This is a genomic window from Enterobacter sp. JBIWA008, from assembly GCF_019968765.1.
Classification (GTDB): domain Bacteria; phylum Pseudomonadota; class Gammaproteobacteria; order Enterobacterales; family Enterobacteriaceae; genus Enterobacter.
Window position 1 is genome coordinate 780,295 of sequence record NZ_CP074149.1, and the last position, 19,889, is coordinate 800,183.

Sequence of the window (19,889 nt, forward strand, 5' to 3'; positions counted from 1 at the left end):
TTACACCCCTTCAGCGACATAGCGGGCAATGATGTCGCCCATTTCATCGGTACTGACTGCCGCCGTGCCGCGTGCTAAATCGCCGGTACGGACGCCTTCTTCTAACGCCCGGTTAATGGCGTTTTCAATTGCGGTTGCTGCATCGCCTGCATCCAGGCTGTAGCGCAGCAGCAGGGCCAGGGAGAGGATCTGCGCAATCGGGTTAGCAATGTTTTTGCCTGCAATATCCGGCGCGGAGCCGCCCGCAGGCTCGTACAGGCCAAAGCCTTCTTCATTCAGGCTTGCGGATGGCAGCATGCCCATGGAGCCGGTGATCATCGCGCACTCGTCGGAGAGGATATCGCCGAACAGGTTGGAGCACAGCAGCACGTCAAACTGGGACGGATCTTTAATCAGCTGCATGGTCGCGTTGTCGATGTACATGTGCGACAGCCCGACGTCCGGGTACTGCTTAGCGACTTCACTGACGATCTCGCGCCACAAAATGGAAGACTGCAGCACGTTCGCTTTATCAATAGAGGTCACCTTATGGCGGCGTTTGCGCGCCGACTCGAACGCGATGTGGGCGATACGTTCGATTTCGAAACGGTGATACACCTCGGTGTCGAACGCTTTCTCGTGCTGGCCGCTGCCTTCGCGTCCTTTTGGCTGACCGAAATAGATCCCGCCGGTCAGTTCACGCACGCACAGAATGTCGAAACCGTTGGCGGCGATATCCGCGCGCAGCGGGCAGAACTCTTCCAGACCCTGGTACAGCTTCGCCGGGCGCAGGTTGCTGAACAGCTTGAAATGTTTACGCAGCGGGAGTAGCGCGCCGCGTTCTGGCTGCTCTGCTGGCGGCAGGTGTTCCCATTTCGGGCCACCAACGGAACCAAACAGCACGGCATCGGCATTTTCGCAGCCTTCCACGGTCGCTTTTGGCAGTGGCGTACCGTGGTTATCAATCGCAATACCGCCCACGTCGTAGTGGCTGGTGGTAATTTTCATCGCAAAACGCGCGCGAACGGCTTCCAGTACTTTCAGCGCCTGTGCCATCACTTCCGGACCAATACCGTCGCCCGGTAACACAGCAATATGGTAATTCTTCGACATTACACGGTTTCCTTGTTGTTCTCTTTATTCTGAGCTTTGCGTTGCAACTCTTTTTCGACTTCGGCGGCGCGCCAGATGTTGTTCAGCACATGCACCATCGCTTTCGCGGAGGATTCAACGATATCGGTCGCCAGGCCCACGCCATGGAAGCGGCGGCCATTGTGGGTAACAACAATGTCGACCTGACCCAGTGCATCTTTGCCGTGGCCCTTGGCCGTCAGGTCATACTTCACCAGCTCAACGTCGTACTCGGTGACGCGATTAATCGCCTGGTAGATGGCATCGACAGGGCCGTTACCGTTAGCGGCCTCTGCTTTAATTTCATCACCACAGGCCAGCTTGACCGAGGCAGTGGCGATGTCGCTGGATCCGGACTGCACGTTGAAGTAATCCAGACGGAAGTGCTCAGGCTCTTCCTGCTGTTTGTTAATAAAAGCCAGCGCTTCCAGGTCATAGTCGAACACCTGACCTTTTTTGTCGGCCAGCTTCAGGAACGCGTCATACAGCTGATCCATGTTGTAATCGCTGTCCTTATAACCCATCTCTTCCATGCGGTGCTTCACCGCCGCGCGACCGGAACGGGAGGTCAGGTTCAACTGTACCTGGTTCAGACCGATGGATTCCGGGGTCATAATTTCGTAGTTTTCACGGTTCTTCAGCACGCCATCCTGGTGAATACCGGAGGAGTGCGCGAAGGCGCCAGTGCCGACAATCGCTTTGTTAGCCGGAATGGGCATGTTGCAAATCTGGCTGACGGTCTGGCTGGTACGCCAGATCTCGTTATGATTGATGCGGGTGTGCACGTCCATGATGTCTTTGCGTACTTTGATCGCCATGATCACTTCTTCCAGCGAACAGTTGCCCGCACGTTCTCCGATGCCGTTCATCGCACCTTCAACCTGACGCGCCCCGGCGTGGACGGCGGCGATGGCATTGCCCACGGCCAGACCCAAATCATCGTGGGTGTGTACGGAGATAATTGCCTTATCAATATTCGGTACGCGGTCATACAGGCCGGTGATGATGTTGGAAAACTCAAACGGCATGGTGTAGCCGACGGTGTCCGGGATGTTAATGGTTTTCGCGCCCGCGCTGATGGCGGCTTCAACGACGCGCGCCAGATCTTCGATTGGCGTACGGCCCGCATCTTCACACGAGAATTCAACGTCATCGGTGTAATTGCGTGCGCGTTTAACCATATAGACCGCGCGCTCAATCACCTCATCCAGCGTGCTGCGCAGCTTGGTTGCGATGTGCATGGGCGAGGTCGCAATAAAGGTGTGGATACGGAACGCTTCGGCTACTTTTAATGACTCGGCGGCAACGTCTATGTCTTTCTCTACGCAGCGCGCCAGGGCACACACGCGGCTCTTTTTAATGGTGCGGGCGATAGTCTGTACGGATTCGAAATCACCCGGAGACGAGACTGGGAAACCGACCTCCATCACGTCGACACCCATACGTTCGAGAGCCAGCGCGATCTGCAGTTTCTCTTTAACACTCAGGCTTGCCTGTAATGCCTGTTCACCGTCACGTAAAGTAGTATCGAAAATAATGACTTGCTGGCTCATGGGTTAGGTCCTTGTCAGTCTTAGGGCGCCTTGCTACGAGCATAAAAAAACCCGCGCAGTGGCGCGGGTTTTTAGTCTTACTGGTGACGATTCAACGCTGAATTTCGCCCGCCAGTCTACCGCGCACAGTGGATGCGTTTAGTAGTAGTAGACCGGTGAAACGAATGGTGCGTGTCATGAATCGTGCTCCGTTAAATTCAATATGCTTTTAGTGGTACTGGATACGGCTGTTCATGTCAACCCCTGAGTATGAAAACGGGCCCGGCAGACGGAATCAGCAGGGTTTTCGCTTTAGCTAATTGTGCTGGGTTTAGCTTTTTAGTTCCGACTATTTGTCTAATTTTGGACTTAATAAAGGAGTTGCAGAAACAAATAAATAAATTTTTTTAAAAATGAGTGAAATGTATTGAAGAGGATGCGTTGAGCTTAAAGAGTTTTGATATCATTAAGTTATAAATGAAGTGAATCTGTTCCAGAACGCAGAGAAACGAACAGAGATAACAGATTGTTAACTAACTGTAGGGTGATAGCAATAATAGTTTAATAATACTTAAGTCATCATTAACATGATGGCAATTGTATATTTGTTTGGTTTATGGTTTCATTCGGCTCCTGAAGTCAAACATATCATTTTCGCTCATTAATGTTCGTTAATATAAAGTCTTTATATATTCCGAATTTTAAATAATTCTCTTTCGCTGATCGTATTTGCATGATAAATCACATTTTCGAGATTATTACCGTACGTTAGCAAAGGGGTGTAGCGTGACAGTGGAGTCAGAAGTGCCAGAAAATAATATTAAACAACCTCAAGCTACTGATGGGATTAAACCGCAGTTACGCACGGTGGACCTTAATCTTCTGACGGTATTTGATGCGGTTATGCAGGAACAGAATATCACCCGCGCGGCCCAAACGTTGGGGATGTCACAACCTGCCGTGAGTAATGCCGTTGCCAGGCTTAAGGTCATGTTTAACGACGAATTATTTGTTCGCTACGGGAGGGGAATCCAGCCTACGGCGCGCGCATTCCAGCTGTTCGGCTCCATTCGCCAGGCGTTGCAACTGGTCCAAAATGAGCTGCCGGGATCGGGCTTTGAACCCTTAAGCAGCGAGCGCGTTTTCCATCTTTGCGTCTGTAGCCCATTAGATAATTATTTAACGTCAATTATTTATAATAAAGTTGAAGAAATCGCACCAAATATCAATCTTGTTTTTAAATCATCCCTGAATCAAAACACGGAACATCAGTTACGCTATCAGGAGATCGAATTTGTTCTGGGATATGAAGAGTTCCGTCGTCCAGAATTTTCCTGTGTGCCGCTGTTTAAAGATGAAATGGTTCTGGTCGCCAGTAAAAAACATCCGCGCCTGAATTCTCCGCTGCGAGAAAGCGATGTTTATAACGAGCAGCACGCCGTTGTTGCACTCGACAGATATGCTTCCTTTAGCCTGCCGTGGTATGACACTGCGGATAAACAGGCGAGCGTGGCTTATCAGGGCATGGCAATGGTTAGCGTATTAAACGTGGTCTCTCAGACGCATCTGGTGGCGATTGCGCCACGCTGGCTGGCAGAAGAGTTTTCTGACCCTTTAAATCTGCAAATTTTGCCTCTACCGCTCAAGCTAAATAGCCGTACCTGTTATCTTTCCTGGCATGAAGCAGCGGGTCGGGATAAAGGACATCAGTGGATGGAAGAGTTGCTGGTTGGCATCTGTCGTCGGTAAACGCATCAGGATAAATCACATCGCATTATGTGATTTATCCTGAATTTTTTCAGTTAATTGCTATTTTATTCTGTGGTGCTTTTTTTCGGGCTGATCTCCGGCACGCAAAAATAGATGATTTCCTGCATTGTCGCGCTTTTCAGCGATGATTTATCATCCCATCCTCTATTCCCAGAGGAATTAACCATATCTTCTGTTAACGGCTGCTTTTTCTGCTTTACGCACCGTTTATCTCCACGGGTCTGCTAATTGCCTGCCTCATAACGAGCGGTTAAGGTAAAGAACACTCTGCAAAATATAAGATTGGTTTATCCCAATCGTAAGACGGTGCGGAAATGAATTCGGCAGTCCGTCTATAACAAAATGCCTGGAGGCAAAGCATGGAGATGTTGTCTGGCGCGGAAATGGTCGTTCGGTCGCTGATCGATCAGGGCGTAAAGCAAGTGTTCGGCTACCCTGGCGGCGCGGTTCTTGATATTTATGATGCGCTGCATACGGTTGGGGGCATTGACCATGTTCTGGTGCGCCATGAGCAGGCGGCGGTGCACATGGCTGACGGCCTGGCGCGGGCGACGGGTGAAGTGGGCGTAGTGTTAGTCACGTCTGGCCCCGGCGCGACAAACGCCATTACCGGCATTGCGACGGCCTATATGGACTCCATCCCGCTGGTGATCCTCTCCGGGCAGGTAGCAACCTCACTGATTGGCTACGATGCGTTTCAGGAGTGCGACATGGTTGGGATTTCGCGTCCCGTTGTGAAGCACAGCTTCCTGGTCAAGCAAACAGAAGACATTCCCGGCGTACTGAAAAAAGCCTTCTGGCTGGCGGCAAGTGGGCGTCCCGGACCGGTGGTGGTCGATCTGCCTAAAGATATTCTCAACCCGGCAAACAAGCTGCCTTATGTCTGGCCGGAATCGGTCAGCATGCGCTCTTATAACCCAACAACTCAGGGGCATAAAGGCCAGATCAAGCGAGCGTTGCAAACGCTTCTGGCAGCTAAAAAACCGGTGGTCTATGTCGGTGGCGGGGCGATTAACTCTGCCTGCGAAGTCCAGCTTCGTGAACTGATTGAAAAGCTTAACCTGCCCGTTGCGTCGTCACTGATGGGGCTGGGAGCCTTTCCTGCCACCCATCGTCAGGCGCTGGGGATGCTGGGTATGCACGGTACCTATGAAGCCAACATGACGATGCATCATTCCGATGTCATCTTTGCCGTCGGCGTGCGCTTTGACGATCGCACCACCAACAACCTGGCGAAGTATTGCCCGAACGCCACCGTGCTGCACATTGATATCGATCCAACGTCAATTTCAAAAACGGTGTCGGCTGATGTGCCGATCGTCGGTGATGCCCGTCAGGTTCTGGAGCAAATGCTGGACCTGCTGACCCAGGAGAGTGCAACCCAGCCGCTGGATGAGATCCGCGACTGGTGGCAGCAGATTGAACAGTGGCGCGCACGTCAGTGCCTGAAATATGACACGCAAAGTGGAAACATTAAGCCACAGGCGGTCATTGAAGCCGTGTGGCGACTGACGAAAGGTGAGGCGTACGTGACCTCAGACGTGGGGCAGCATCAGATGTTTGCCGCCCTGTATTACCCGTTTGATAAACCTCGACACTGGATCAACTCCGGTGGTTTAGGAACCATGGGCTTTGGTCTGCCTGCCGCGCTGGGCGTGAAGCTGGCGCTGCCGAATGAAACCGTCGTCTGCGTGACGGGGGACGGCAGTATTCAGATGAACATTCAGGAGCTGTCTACCGCTCTGCAATATGAACTGCCGGTACTGGTGCTTAACCTGAATAACGGGTATCTCGGTATGGTGAAGCAGTGGCAGGATATGATCTACTCAGGCCGACACTCTCAGTCCTACATGAAATCGCTGCCGGATTTTGTTCGTCTTGCTGAAGCTTACGGTCATGTAGGCATGCGGGTGACCGACCCGGCTGAGCTGGAAGCGAAGCTCGCACAAGCGCTTGAGCACGTTAAAAACAACCGCCTCGTCTTTATGGATGTGATTGTTGATGGAACCGAGCACGTTTATCCGATGCATATTCGTGGTGGTGGTATGGATGAAATGTGGTTAAGCAAAACGGAGAGAACCTGATATGCGCCGGATATTATCTGTTTTACTGGAAAACGAGTCTGGCGCACTGTCGCGCGTCATTGGCCTTTTTGCGCAGCGCGGCTATAACATTGAAAGCCTGACCGTTGCCCCGACGGACGACCCGACGCTGTCGCGCATGACAATCCAAACCGTCGGCGATGCCAAAGTGCTTGAGCAAATTGAAAAACAGCTGCATAAGCTGGTTGACGTACTGCGCGTGAGCGAGTTGGGACAGGGGGCCTACGTTGAACGTGAGGTCATGCTGGTGAAAATCCAGGCCAGTGGCTACGGGCGTGATGAAGTCAAACGCAATGCGGATATTTTCCGCGGACAGATTATCGACGTCACGCCTTCTCTTTATACGGTTCAACTGGTCGGGACAAGCGACAAGCTGGATGCTTTCCTGGCGTCTGTGCGGGATGTCGCAAAAATTGTCGAGGTGGCGAGATCGGGTGTAGTAGGTCTGTCACGCGGCGAGAAAATCATGCGTTAGTTGTCAAAAAGGTTCGCCTCTTTCTGCCCGGTCACCAATGCCGGGCTTTTTTTTGCGTAATCAGCCGACAACGCAGATAAAAGCGGTTGCCGCGAAGGCTTTTCTGCGTTTAGATGTTAAAAGATTTAACCATAACCTTGACAGGGCCATGGACTCTTTTCTTTTTTTAAGGGGCAATTGTGAAACTGGATGAAATCGCCCGGCTAGCCGGCGTGTCACGAACAACGGCCAGCTATGTGATTAACGGTAAAGCAAAGCAGTACCGTGTCAGCGACAAGACCGTTGAAAAAGTTATGGCGGTCGTTCGTGAGCATAACTACCATCCGAATGCTGTCGCAGCCGGTCTGCGTGCCGGGCGTACCCGCTCTATTGGTCTGGTGATCCCTGACCTGGAAAACACCAGCTATACTCGTATCGCCAACTATCTTGAACGTCAGGCGCGCCAGCGCGGCTATCAGTTGCTGATTGCCTGTTCGGAAGACCAGCCCGACAACGAGATGCGCTGCATTGAGCATCTGCTCCAGCGTCAGGTGGATGCCATTATCGTGTCGACTTCCTTACCGCCAGAGCACCCGTTCTACCAGCGCTGGGCGAACGATCCGTTCCCAATCGTTGCGCTTGATCGCGCGCTCGATCGCGAGCATTTCACCAGCGTCGTGGGTGCGGATCAGGATGATGCAGAAATGCTGGCTGCAGAGCTGAGAACGTTCCCCGCTGAGACGGTGCTGTATCTTGGCGCGTTGCCCGAGCTTTCCGTGAGCTTCCTGCGCGAACAGGGATTCAGAACCGCCTGGAAGGATGATCCGCGAGAGGTTCACTACCTCTATGCCAACAGCTACGAGCGTGAAGCCGCCGCGCAGCTGTTCGAGAAATGGCTGGAAACGCATCCGATGCCTCAGGCGCTGTTCACCACATCTTTCGCGCTCTTGCAGGGCGTTATGGATGTGACCTTACGCCGTGAAGGTAAACTGCCCTCCGATCTGGCGATAGCCACGTTTGGTGATAACGAGCTGCTCGACTTCCTCCAGTGCCCGGTGCTGGCGGTAGCACAGCGTCACCGCGATGTGGCTGAACGCGTGCTGGAGATTGTGCTGGCGAGTCTGGATGAACCCCGCAAACCGAAGCCGGGCCTGACGCGTATCAAACGTAATCTTTATCATCGCGGAATTTTAAGCCGCCAAAAATGAAATGACCGGGGCGGTGAAATCTGCCCCGTTTTGTTGTGATAATTCGCGCAGATAATTCCCGGAGAGAAATTAGGATAATTCTTGAGGGATCATAATCACCTATTTTTCTTAATTCATTCTGGCTTTTAAATTGTCTCTTTAAAGAAAATCCGGGCGATTTTAAATAGCACTCTTTGTATTATTTTGTTACAAACCCTCTTCGGTCGATGAATATTCAGACGTTTTTCCTCCTCGTTTGCCAGCTTACGTGGCAACCGCCGTGCTTACCGGGTGCCTGAGTGAATCTGGCGCTGTTATCCCCTGAGAATCTGTCATAAAATGCTGCCCGCGTCGCAAACTGACACTTTATATTTATCTGCGATGATATTGAGTGAGCTTTAACGCTAGTGTGCATATTCGGTTTTTTTCTTACAAATATTCATAACGTTAATTTTGCCTCGCCAGTTGTGCAGTTATTAACCAGGACTGTTTATCTCTGTAAATAGAGGGCTTTCGAGTCCTTCTACAGAGAGTCCTGGCTTGACAAGCTTTTCCCTCGCTCCGTAAACTCCTTTAAGTGGGAATTTGTGGGTTAAAGTGGTGAGGAGGGGTGAGACTGGCATGTTCCGTGGAGCTACGTTAGTCAATCTCGACAGTAAAGGGCGTTTATCGGTACCAACCCGATACCGCGACCAGCTGATTGAGAACGCTGCGGGTCAAATGGTTTGCACCATTGACATTAACTCCCCCTGCCTGCTGCTTTACCCCCTGCCTGAATGGGAAATTATTGAGCAAAAGCTGTCGCGACTGTCGAGCATGAACCCGCAGGAACGCCGCGTGCAGCGGTTGTTATTGGGACATGCCAGTGAATGTCAGATGGATAACGCAGGGCGATTACTGATTGCCCCTGTGTTGCGGCAACATGCCGGTCTGACCAAAGAAGTGATGCTGGTCGGGCAGTTCAACAAGTTTGAACTGTGGGATGAAACGACCTGGTATCAACAGGTCAAGGAAGATATCGACGCTGAGCAGTCTGATTCCGCGACATTATCGGAACGGCTGCAGGACTTGTCTCTATAAATATGATGGAAAATTATAAACATAAGACGGTGTTACTGGACGAGGCCGTTAACGGTCTGAATATTCGTCCGGATGGCATCTACATTGATGGCACGTTTGGTCGCGGTGGTCACTCGCGTTTGATTCTCTCCCAGCTTGGAGAGGAAGGACGTCTGCTGGCAATCGATCGCGATCCGCAGGCAATTGCCGTTGCACAGACCATCAATGACCCACGCTTTTCCATCGTGCATGGACCTTTCTCTGCGCTCGCGGATTATGTTGCCGAGCGCGGCCTGACGGGCAAGATCGACGGGATTCTTCTCGATCTTGGCGTCTCTTCACCCCAACTTGATGATGCTGAACGTGGTTTCTCCTTTATGCGTGATGGTCCGCTGGACATGCGGATGGACCCGACGCGCGGTCAGTCTGCCGCTGAGTGGCTACAGACCGCTGACGAAGCAGATATTGCATGGGTCATCAAAACGTTTGGCGAAGAGCGCTTTGGTAAACGTATTGCGCGCGCCATCGTTGAGCGCAATCGCATTGAGCCCATGACCCGCACCAAAGAGTTGGCTGAGGTGATCGCGGCGGCGACACCGGTGAAGGATAAGCACAAACATCCCGCGACCCGTACCTTCCAGGCGGTTCGCATCTGGGTAAACAGTGAACTGGAGGAAATAGAGCTGGCGCTAAAAAGCTCGCTCGACGTGCTGGCCCCGGGTGGGCGGTTATCCATCATCAGCTTCCATTCGCTGGAAGACCGTATTGTTAAACGCTTTATGCGTGAACAAAGCCGCGGTCCGCAGGTGCCAGCGGGGCTGCCGATGACGGAAGAACAACTCAGGAAGCTGGGTGGCCGTCAGTTGCGAGCATTAGGCAAGTTGATGCCGGGCGAAGAAGAAGTGGCAGAGAATCCACGCGCCCGTAGTTCAGTGCTGCGTGTTGCAGAGAGGACGAACGCATGATCGGCAGAGTGACAGAGACCCTAAGCAAAGTTAAGGATTCGTTAGGAAGCAACGAGCGCCATGCCTTGCCTGGCGTGATCGGCGACGATCTTTTGCGGTTTGGGAAACTGCCACTCTGTCTGTTCATTTGCATCATTGTCACGGCAGTTACGGTGGTGACCACCGCCCACCATACACGTTTATTGACTGCGCAACGCGAGCAGATGGTACTGGAACGCGATGCGCTGGATATTGAATGGCGAAATCTGATCCTTGAAGAAAACGCGCTCGGCGATCACAGCCGGGTTGAACGGATCGCAACGGAAAAGCTGCAACTGCAGCATGTTGATCCCTCGCAGGAAAATATCGTAGTACAAAAATAAGGGAAAACGCGACGCATGAAAGCAGCGGCAAAAACGCTAAAACCAAAACGTCAGGAAGAACAGGCCAACTTTATCAGTTGGCGTTTTGCGTTGCTTTGCGGCTGCATTTTACTCGCTCTGGGTTTTCTGCTGGGACGCGTGGCCTGGCTGCAAATCGTCGCTCCTGACATGCTGGTGCGCCAGGGCGACATGCGCTCCCTGCGCGTCCAGGAAGTGTCGACATCCCGCGGGATGATCACCGACCGCTCGGGTCGTCCGCTGGCGGTGAGCGTGCCGGTAAAGGCGATCTGGGCCGATCCAAAAGAACTGCATGATGCTGGCGGGATCACGCTTGATAACCGCTGGAAGGCGCTTGCGGACGCGTTAAAGATGCCGCTGGACCAGTTAGCTTCACGCGTGAATACGAACCCGAGAGGGCGTTTTATCTATCTGGCGCGTCAGGTGAACCCTGACATGGCGGATTACATCAAAAAATTGAAGCTGCCGGGGATTCATCTGCGTGAAGAATCCCGTCGTTACTATCCATCCGGCGAAGTGACTGCTCACCTCATTGGCTTTACTAACGTTGATAGCCAGGGGATTGAAGGCGTTGAAAAAAGCTTTGATAAATGGCTTACCGGTCAGCCGGGCGAGCGCATTGTGCGTAAAGACCGCTATGGTCGCGTAATCGAGGATATTTCCTCGACGGACAGCCAGGCCGCACACAACCTCGCGCTGAGTATCGATGAGCGGCTACAGGCGCTGGTTTACCGCGAGCTGAACAACGCCGTGGCCTTCAACAAAGCGGAATCGGGCAGTGCCGTGTTAGTCGATGTTAACACGGGTGAAGTGTTGGCGATGGCCAATAGCCCGTCCTACAACCCTAACAATCTTTCCGGTACGCAGAAGGATGTTATGCGTAACCGTACCATCACCGACGTGTTTGAGCCGGGTTCGACCGTTAAGCCGATGGTGGTTATGACTGCACTTCAGCGCGGTATCGTCAATGAAAACACCGTACTGAATACCATTCCATACCGAATTAACGGCCACGAAATCAAAGACGTGGCGCGCTACAGCGAATTGACCCTGACCGGGGTGTTACAGAAGTCGAGTAACGTCGGTGTTTCAAAGCTGGCGTTAGCGATGCCGTCCTCAGCGTTAGTAGAGACTTACTCACGTTTTGGGCTTGGAAAGGCGACCAATTTGGGGTTGGTCGGAGAACGCAGTGGCTTATATCCTCAAAAACAACGGTGGTCTGACATAGAGAGGGCCACCTTCTCTTTCGGCTACGGGCTAATGGTGACACCGTTACAGTTAGCGCGAGTCTACGCAACGATCGGCAGCTATGGCGTATATCGTCCGCTGTCGATTACCAAAGTTGATCCACCGGTTCCCGGTGAGCGTATCTTCCCGGAATCAACCGTCCGTACGGTTGTTCATATGATGGAAAGCGTGGCGCTGCCCGGCGGCGGCGGCGTGAAGGCGGCAATCAAAGGTTATCGCATCGCCATCAAGACCGGTACGGCGAAAAAAGTAGGGCCGGACGGCCGCTATATCAACAAATACATTGCCTATACCGCAGGCGTTGCGCCTGCAAGCAATCCGCGTTTTGCGCTGGTGGTCGTGATAAACGATCCACAGGCGGGTAAATACTACGGCGGCGCCGTCTCCGCGCCTGTGTTCGGGGCTATCATGGGCGGCGTGTTACGCACCATGAACATTGAACCGGATGCGCTGGCGACGGGCGAAAAAAGTGAATTTGTAATTAATCAAGGCGAGGGTACAGGTGGCAGATCGTAATTTGCGCGACCTTCTCGCTCCGTGGGTGCCAAATGCACCGGAGCGAGCACTGCGAGAGATGGTACTGGACAGCCGCGTGGCTGCGTCTGGCGATCTTTTTGTGGCGGTGGTCGGTCATCAGGCGGACGGGCGTCGTTATATCCCGCAGGCGATTGCGCAAGGTGTGGCTGCCATTATTGCTGAGGCCAAAGATGAGGCAACCGACGGTGAAATCCGTGAAATGCACGGGGTGCCGGTCATCTATCTCAGCCAGTTAAACGAGCGTCTTTCCGCGCTGGCGGGACGTTTTTATCACGAACCTTCCGACCAGCTGCGTTTGGTAGGCGTGACGGGTACCAACGGTAAAACCACCACCACGCAGCTGATGGCGCAGTGGGCCCAGTTGCTGGGTGAAACCGGTGCGGTGATGGGGACCGTGGGTAACGGCCTGCTTGGCAAAGTGAGCCCTACGGAAAACACCACCGGCTCGGCGGTAGACGTACAGCATGTGCTTGCCGGTCTGGCAGGGCAGGGGGCAACCTTTGCCGCGATGGAAGTCTCTTCGCACGGTCTGGTACAGCACCGCGTCGCGGCGCTGAAATTTGCCGCGTCCGTGTTTACCAACCTGAGCCGCGATCACCTTGATTATCATGGTGATATGGAGCACTACGAAGCCGCGAAATGGCTGCTGTTCTCTACTCACCATTACGGACAAGCCATCATCAACGCCGACGACGAAGTGGGCCGCCGCTGGCTGGCGAAGCTGCCGGATGCGGTTGCGGTGTCGATGGAAGATCATATTAACCCGAACTGCCACGGACGCTGGCTGAAGGCCGTTGACGTTAACTATCACGACAGCGGGGCGACCATCCGCTTTGCCTCTTCCTGGGGTGAAGGCGAAATTGAAAGCCGCCTGATGGGCGCATTTAACGTCAGCAACCTGCTGCTGGCGCTGGCGACGCTGCTGGCGCTGGGTTATCCGATGGCTGAACTGCTGAAAACCTCAGCGCGTCTGCAGCCGGTTTGCGGTCGTATGGAAGTGTTCAGCGCGCCGGGCAAGCCGACCGTTGTGGTTGATTATGCCCATACGCCGGATGCGCTCGAAAAAGCGCTGGAAGCGGCGCGCCTGCATTGTACCGGTAAGCTCTGGTGCGTGTTTGGCTGCGGCGGCGATCGCGACAAAGGCAAACGCCCGCTGATGGGGGCTATTGCGGAGCAGTTCGCAGATATTCCGGTAGTCACCGATGACAACCCGCGTACGGAAGAGCCGCGCGCCATCATCAATGACATTCTGGCGGGCATGCTGGACGCGGGACGTGCTCGCGTGGTGGAAGGCCGTGCGGAAGCTGTGACTAACGCCATCATGCAGGCGCGGGAGAATGATGTTGTCCTGCTGGCGGGTAAAGGCCATGAAGATTATCAGATCGTTGGCAATCGCCGTCTGGACTACTCGGACCGCGTAACGGCAGCTCGTCTGCTGGGAGTCGTGGCATGATTAGCATCACGTTAAGCCAGGCCGCTGCCATCCTGCAGGGCGACCTGCACGGGCAAGACCTGACGATTGATGCCGTAACGACGGACACCCGCAAAATCACTGCAGGCTGTCTGTTTGTGGCGCTGAAAGGCGAGCGTTTTGACGCGCATGATTTTGTTGAACAGGCCAAAGAGAACGGCGCTGGTGCGCTGCTGGTCAGCCGCAAGCTTGATATCGATCTGCCGCAAATTGTGGTGAAAGATACGCGTCTCGCGTTCGGTGAGCTGGCCGCCTGGGTTCGTCAGCAGGTTCCTACGCGCGTTGTCGCCTTGACCGGGTCATCAGGCAAGACGTCGGTGAAAGAGATGACGGCGGCGATCCTCAGCCAGTGCGGCAATACGCTTTATACCGCGGGCAACCTCAATAATGACATCGGCGTGCCGATGACATTACTCCGCCTGACCAAAGAACATGAATTTGCGGTGATCGAGTTAGGGGCAAACCACCAGGGCGAAATCGCCTGGACCGTGAGCCTGACTCGCCCGGAAGCCGCGCTGGTGAATAACCTCGCGGCTGCGCATCTGGAAGGTTTTGGCTCGCTGGAAGGCGTCGCGAAAGCCAAAGGTGAGATTTATACCGGCCTGCCGGATGACGGTATCGCCATTCTGAACGCCGATAACAACGACTGGCTGAACTGGCAGAGCATTATTGGTTCGCGTAAAACCTGGCGCTTTTCGCCGAATGCGGCCAACAGTGATTTTACCGCGACCAATATCCATGTGACGTCGCACGGTACGGAGTTCACCCTCACCACACCAACGGGTGGCGTCGATGTGCTGCTGCCACTACCAGGTCGCCATAACATCGCCAATGCGCTTGCGGCGGCGGCGTTGTCGACGGCGGTGGGCGCGTCGCATGAAGCGATTAAAACCGGGCTGGCGAACCTGAAAGCCGTGCCGGGACGACTGTTCCCGATTCAGCTTTCGGAAAACAAGCTGCTGCTGGATGACTCCTACAACGCGAACGTTGGCTCAATGACGGCGGCGGTGCAGGTGTTATCTGAAATGCCGGGCTATCGCATCATGGTGGTTGGCGATATGGCAGAGCTGGGCGACGAAAGCGAAGCCTGTCATACCCAGGTCGGTGAAGCGGCGAAAGCGGCGGGGCTGGACTGTGTGCTGAGCGCAGGAAAACTGAGCCAGGCGATTAGCCATGCCAGCGGCGTTGGCGAGCATTTTGCTGACAAAGCCGCGTTGATAGAGCGCCTTAAGGCGTTGATTACAGAAAAACAAATTGTGACTGTGTTAGTGAAAGGTTCACGTAGTGCCGCCATGGAAGAGGTTGTGCACGCTTTACAGGAGAACGGGACATGTTAGTTTGGCTGGCCGAACATTTGGTCAAATATTATTCAGGCTTTAACGTCTTTTCATATCTGACGTTTCGCGCCATCGTCAGCCTGCTGACTGCGCTGTTCATCTCGTTGTGGATGGGCCCGCGCATGATTGCCCGCCTGCAAAAACTCTCTTTCGGCCAGGTTGTACGTAACGACGGTCCGGAATCGCACTTCAGCAAGCGCGGCACGCCGACCATGGGCGGGATCATGATCCTGACCGCCATCGTCGTTTCCGTGCTGCTGTGGGCATATCCCTCCAACCCGTACGTCTGGTGCGTTCTGACGGTACTGGTGGGCTACGGGATCATCGGTTTTGTGGATGATTACCGCAAAGTCGTTCGCAAAGATACTAAGGGCCTGATCGCGCGCTGGAAATATTTCTGGATGTCGGTGATCGCGCTGGGCGTGGCCTTCGCGCTGTATCTGGCCGGGAAAGATACGCCAGCCACCGAGCTGGTCGTGCCGTTCTTCAAGGACGTGATGCCACAGCTGGGGCTGTTCTACATCCTGCTGGCGTACTTTGTGATCGTCGGTACCGGTAACGCCGTCAACCTCACTGACGGTCTGGATGGCCTGGCCATTATGCCAACCGTCTTTGTGGCCGCTGGTTTTGCGCTGGTCGCATGGGCGACAGGTAACATGAACTTTGCGAACTACCTGCACATCCCTTATCTGCGCCACGCGGGTGAACTGGTGATCGTCTGTACGGCGATTGTTGGCGCGGGGCTGGGCTTCCTGTGGTTCAACACCTATCCGGCGCAGGTATTTATGGGGGACGTCGGTTCTCTGGCTTTGGGCGGTGCGCTTGGCATTATCGCCGTACTGCTGCGTCAGGAGTTCCTGCTGGTGATCATGGGCGGCGTGTTTGTGGTTGAAACCCTGTCGGTGATTTTGCAGGTCGGTTCCTTCAAGCTGCGCGGTCAGCGCATCTTCCGTATGGCGCCGATTCACCACCACTATGAACTGAAAGGCTGGCCGGAGCCGCGCGTGATCGTGCGCTTCTGGATTATTTCGCTGATGCTGGTGCTGATTGGCCTGGCAACGCTGAAGGTACGTTAATCATGGCAGATTACCAGGGCAAAAAAGTCGTTATCATCGGGTTGGGCCTCACGGGGCTCTCCTGCGTGGACTTTTTCCTCGCACGCGGCGTGACGCCACGCGTGATGGATACGCGTGTCTCTCCGCCGGGTCTGGACAAACTGCCGGAACAGGTTGAACGCCACCTTGGTGGTCTGAACGATGACTGGCTGCTGGCAGCCGATCTGATTGTTGCAAGCCCAGGTATGGCACTGGCGCACCCTTCGCTGAGCGCTGCCGCGGATGCGGGCGTTGAGATTGTCGGCGATATCGAGCTGTTCTGCCGCGAAGTGCAGGCGCCCGTTATCGCGATTACCGGTTCTAACGGTAAAAGCACCGTCACCACCCTGGTGGGGGAAATGGCGAAAGCGGCAGGGATGAACGTCGGCGTTGGCGGTAATATTGGTTTGCCTGCTCTGATGCTGCTGGACAAAGGCTGCGAGCTGTATGTTCTCGAGCTTTCCAGCTTCCAGCTGGAAACTACCTCTAGCCTGCACGCTGCAGCTGCGACTATCCTCAACGTGACTGAAGATCATATGGACAGATATCCATTTGGTCTGCAGCAGTACCGTGCCGCAAAGCTGCGCGTGTATGAAAATGCCAAAGTCTGCGTTGTTAACGCCGATGATGCGCTGACCATGCCGGTGCGCGGCGCGGACGATCGCTGCATTAGCTTCGGTATCACGATGGGGGATTACCACCTGAATCGCCAGCTGGGCGAAACCTGGCTGCGCGTGAAGGGTGAGAAAGTGCTGAACGTGAAAGAGATGAAGCTCACAGGTCAGCACAACTATACCAATGCCCTGGCGGCGCTGGCGCTGGCGGATGCAGTTGGGCTGCCGCGCTCCTCCAGCCTGAAAGCGTTAACCACGTTTTCTGGTCTGGCACACCGTTTCCAGCTGGCGCTGGAGCACAACGGCGTACGCTGGATCAACGACTCCAAAGCCACCAACGTGGGCAGTACCGAGGCCGCGCTGAACGGTCTGCACGTTGACGGCACTCTGCACTTGCTGCTGGGCGGCGACGGTAAATCAGCTGATTTCTCCTCCCTGAAGCCGTATCTCGCCGGTGATAACGTCCGTCTGTACTGCTTTGGCCGTGACGGCAGCGAGCTGGCTGAACTGCGCCCTGAGGTTGCCGAGCAAACCGAAACCATGGAACAGGCGATGCGGCTGATTGCTCCTCGCGTGAAGCCAGGCGATATGGTGCTGCTTTCTCCGGCCTGTGCCAGCCTCGATCAATTCAAGAATTTCGAACAGCGTGGTGATGTCTTTACCCGCCTGGCGAAGGAGTTAGGCTGATGCGTTTATCTCTCCCTCGCCTGAAAATGCCGCGCCTGCCAGGGTTTGGGATCCTGTTATGGTTGTTTACGGCGCTCAAAGGCTGGGTGATGGGCTCTCGTCAAAAAGATAACGACAGCCTGGTCATGTACGACCGCACGCTGTTCTGGCTCACGATGGGGCTGGCGGCGGTCGGCTTTATTATGGTGACGTCAGCGTCAATGCCCGTCGGGCAGCGTCTGGCGAACGATCCTTTCCTGTTTGCCAAGCGTGATGGTCTTTACATCATCCTGGCGTTCTGCCTGGCGCTGGTGACCTTGCGTCTGCCTATGGCGTTCTGGCAGCGGCACAGTACGGCGATGCTGATCGCCTCGATTATTATGCTGCTGATCGTACTGGTGGTGGGCAGCTCTGTTAACGGGGCATCGCGCTGGATCGCCTTTGGCCCGCTGCGCATTCAGCCTGCGGAATTTACCAAGCTCTCCCTGTTTTGCTACCTGGCGAACTACCTGGTGCGTAAGGTAGATGAAGTGCGTAATAACCTGCGCGGCTTCTTAAAACCGATGGGCGTGATTTTGGTGCTGGCGGTATTACTGCTGGCGCAGCCTGACCTCGGTACCGTTGTCGTGCTGTTCGTTACCACCCTGGCCATGCTGTTCCTGGCCGGCGCAAAGCTGTGGCAGTTCATCGCTATCATCGGGATGGGGATTTCGGCGGTTGTGCTACTGATCCTCGCCGAGCCTTACCGTATTCGCCGTGTGACCTCGTTCTGGAACCCGTGGGAAGATCCGTTCGGCAGCGGTTACCAGCTTACGCAGTCGCTGATGGCCTTTGGTCGCGGTGAAGTCTGGGGGCAGGGGCTGGGTAACTCGGTACAGAAACTGGAGTATTTACCGGAAGCGCATACTGACTTCATCTTCTCCATTATTGCGGAAGAACTGGGTTATATCGGTGTGGTATTAGCGCTATTAATGGTATTCTTCGTCGCTTTCCGCGCCATGTCCATCGGCCGGAAAGCGCTGGAGATCGATCACCGCTTCTCAGGATTCTTAGCCTGTTCAATTGGTATCTGGTTTAGCTTCCAGGCATTGGTTAACGTCGGGGCCGCAGCGGGTATGCTGCCGACCAAAGGTCTGACGTTGCCGTTGATCAGTTATGGTGGTTCCAGTCTGTTGATTATGTCGACGGCCATCATGTTTTTGTTACGCATAGATTATGAGACGCGTCTGGAGAAAGCCCAGGCGTTTACACGAGGTTCACGATGAATCAACCGAAGCGGTTAATGGTGATGGCAGGCGGTACTGGCGGACACGTATTCCCGGGGCTGGCGGTTGCGCACCATTTAATGGATCAGGGCTGGCAGGTACGCTGGCTGGGAACCGCAGACCGCATGGAAGCCGATCTGGTACCGAAGCACGGTATCGAGATCGATTTTATTCGTATTTCCGGCCTTCGGGGCAAAGGCCTCAAGGCAATGCTGCTGGCACCGGTGCGTATTTTTAACGCCTGGCGTCAGGCGCGCACCATCATGAAGCGCTTTAAACCCGATGTGGTGCTGGGCATGGGCGGCTATGTCTCTGGTCCTGGCGGGCTGGCGGCGTGGTCGTTAGGCATTCCCGTCGTGCTGCATGAGCAGAACGGTATTGCCGGTCTGACCAACAAATGGCTGGCGAAAATCGCCACCAAAGTTATGCAGGCGTTTCCCGGCGCGTTCCCGAAAGCTGACGTGGTGGGTAACCCGGTGCGTGTGGACGTGCTGGCGCTGCCGCTGCCGGACGCTCGCCTGACGGGCCGTGAAGGGCCGGTTCGTGTACTGGTCGTCGGCGGCTCTCAGGGCGCGCGCATTTTAAACCAGACGATGCCGCAGGTTGCCGCAAAGCTGGGGGATACCGTGACCATCTGGCACCAGAGCGGAAAAGGCGCTCAGCAGACCGTTGAGCAGGCTTACGCAGGCGAAGGTCAGCCGCAGCATAAAGTCACTGAGTTTATCGACGACATGGCGGCAGCGTATGCCTGGGCCGATGTCGTAGTCTGTCGCTCAGGTGCGCTGACGGTGAGCGAGATCGCCGCCGCGGGTCTGCCGGCCCTGTTTGTGCCGTTCCAGCACAAAGACAGACAGCAGTACTGGAATGCGCTGCCGCTTGAGAAAGCCGGTGCCGCGAAGATATTTGAACAGCCGCAATTCACCGCCGACGCGGTCGCCACTACCCTGGCGGGCTGGAACAGAGACGCACTGCTGGAGATGGCGAAACGCGCACGCGCGGCCGCTATCCCTGATGCGACGGAACGGGTGGCAAAAGAAGTGAGCCTGGCAGCCCAGGCTTAACCCTCGCAGCGCGTGTTGCGCTGCACGAATTTTAAGT

Annotated in this window: 16 protein-coding genes; 14 read left to right on the top strand and 2 right to left on the bottom strand. The window is 54.7% G+C overall.

Features of this window, described 5'->3' with window-relative positions; genetic code table 11:
• Complete coding sequence (gene leuB, locus KGP24_RS03740) at positions 1-1,092, bottom strand: 3-isopropylmalate dehydrogenase (RefSeq protein ID WP_223562413.1); 1,092 nt, start codon at positions 1,090-1,092, stop codon at positions 1-3.
• Positions 1,092-2,663, bottom strand: a complete 1,572-nt coding sequence (leuA, locus tag KGP24_RS03745) for a 2-isopropylmalate synthase (protein ID WP_223562414.1) — start codon at positions 2,661-2,663, stop codon at positions 1,092-1,094. Before leuA ends, leuB begins: the two co-directional genes overlap by 1 nt.
• Positions 2,664-3,446: 783 nt before the next feature.
• On the opposite strand from leuA, the gene leuO reads away from it, so the two are divergent.
• The 14 genes from leuO to murG all read left to right on the top strand — a co-directional run bounded on the left by leuO (position 3,447) and on the right by murG (position 19,852).
• On the top strand, positions 3,447-4,391 hold the full coding sequence (gene leuO, locus KGP24_RS03755) for a transcriptional regulator LeuO (protein ID WP_223563447.1): 945 nt from the start codon (positions 3,447-3,449) through the stop codon (positions 4,389-4,391).
• Between the two features lie 380 nt (positions 4,392-4,771).
• Entirely contained in the window at positions 4,772-6,496 is a 1,725-nt protein-coding gene (gene ilvI / locus KGP24_RS03760) for an acetolactate synthase 3 large subunit (RefSeq protein WP_223562415.1), read from the top strand.
• A 1-nt stretch (position 6,497) separates the two neighbouring features.
• Entirely contained in the window at positions 6,498-6,989 is a 492-nt protein-coding gene (gene ilvN / locus KGP24_RS03765; RefSeq protein WP_223562416.1) for an acetolactate synthase small subunit, read from the top strand.
• 179 nt (positions 6,990-7,168) lie between these two features.
• Positions 7,169-8,176, top strand: coding sequence for a catabolite repressor/activator (cra, locus tag KGP24_RS03770; protein ID WP_008501993.1), 1,008 nt, complete (start codon positions 7,169-7,171; stop codon positions 8,174-8,176).
• Between the two features lie 600 nt (positions 8,177-8,776).
• Positions 8,777-9,235 (top strand): division/cell wall cluster transcriptional repressor MraZ, encoded by a 459-nt coding sequence (gene mraZ, locus KGP24_RS03775; protein ID WP_021240528.1) that lies wholly within the window; start codon positions 8,777-8,779, stop codon positions 9,233-9,235.
• Positions 9,236-9,237: 2 nt separating this feature from the next.
• Positions 9,238-10,179, top strand: coding sequence for a 16S rRNA (cytosine(1402)-N(4))-methyltransferase RsmH (gene rsmH, locus KGP24_RS03780; protein ID WP_021240527.1), 942 nt, complete (start codon positions 9,238-9,240; stop codon positions 10,177-10,179).
• Positions 10,176-10,541 (top strand): cell division protein FtsL, encoded by a 366-nt coding sequence (gene ftsL, locus KGP24_RS03785; protein ID WP_008501989.1) that lies wholly within the window; start codon positions 10,176-10,178, stop codon positions 10,539-10,541. Before rsmH ends, ftsL begins: the two co-directional genes overlap by 4 nt.
• 15 nt (positions 10,542-10,556) lie before the next feature.
• Complete coding sequence (locus KGP24_RS03790; RefSeq protein WP_223562417.1) at positions 10,557-12,323, top strand: peptidoglycan glycosyltransferase FtsI; 1,767 nt, start codon at positions 10,557-10,559, stop codon at positions 12,321-12,323.
• Positions 12,310-13,797: a UDP-N-acetylmuramoyl-L-alanyl-D-glutamate--2,6-diaminopimelate ligase gene (gene murE, locus KGP24_RS03795; protein WP_223562418.1), complete on the top strand. Its 1,488-nt coding sequence runs from the start codon at positions 12,310-12,312 to the stop codon at positions 13,795-13,797. Before KGP24_RS03790 ends, murE begins: the two co-directional genes overlap by 14 nt.
• Positions 13,794-15,152, top strand: coding sequence for a UDP-N-acetylmuramoyl-tripeptide--D-alanyl-D-alanine ligase (murF, locus tag KGP24_RS03800; protein ID WP_223562419.1), 1,359 nt, complete (start codon positions 13,794-13,796; stop codon positions 15,150-15,152). Before murE ends, murF begins: the two co-directional genes overlap by 4 nt.
• A complete protein-coding gene (mraY, locus tag KGP24_RS03805; protein ID WP_008501985.1) occupies positions 15,146-16,228 on the top strand; it encodes a phospho-N-acetylmuramoyl-pentapeptide-transferase in 1,083 nt (360 codons plus the stop codon). The genes murF and mraY overlap by 7 nt, the downstream gene beginning before the upstream one ends.
• Before the next feature lie 2 nt (positions 16,229-16,230).
• Complete coding sequence (murD, locus tag KGP24_RS03810; protein ID WP_223562420.1) at positions 16,231-17,547, top strand: UDP-N-acetylmuramoyl-L-alanine--D-glutamate ligase; 1,317 nt, start codon at positions 16,231-16,233, stop codon at positions 17,545-17,547.
• A complete protein-coding gene (ftsW, locus tag KGP24_RS03815) occupies positions 17,547-18,791 on the top strand; it encodes a cell division protein FtsW (protein ID WP_223562421.1) in 1,245 nt (414 codons plus the stop codon). The genes murD and ftsW overlap by 1 nt, the downstream gene beginning before the upstream one ends.
• Positions 18,788-19,852, top strand: coding sequence for an undecaprenyldiphospho-muramoylpentapeptide beta-N-acetylglucosaminyltransferase (gene murG, locus KGP24_RS03820; RefSeq protein ID WP_223562422.1), 1,065 nt, complete (start codon positions 18,788-18,790; stop codon positions 19,850-19,852). Before ftsW ends, murG begins: the two co-directional genes overlap by 4 nt.
• Positions 19,853-19,889 lie beyond the last annotated feature (37 nt).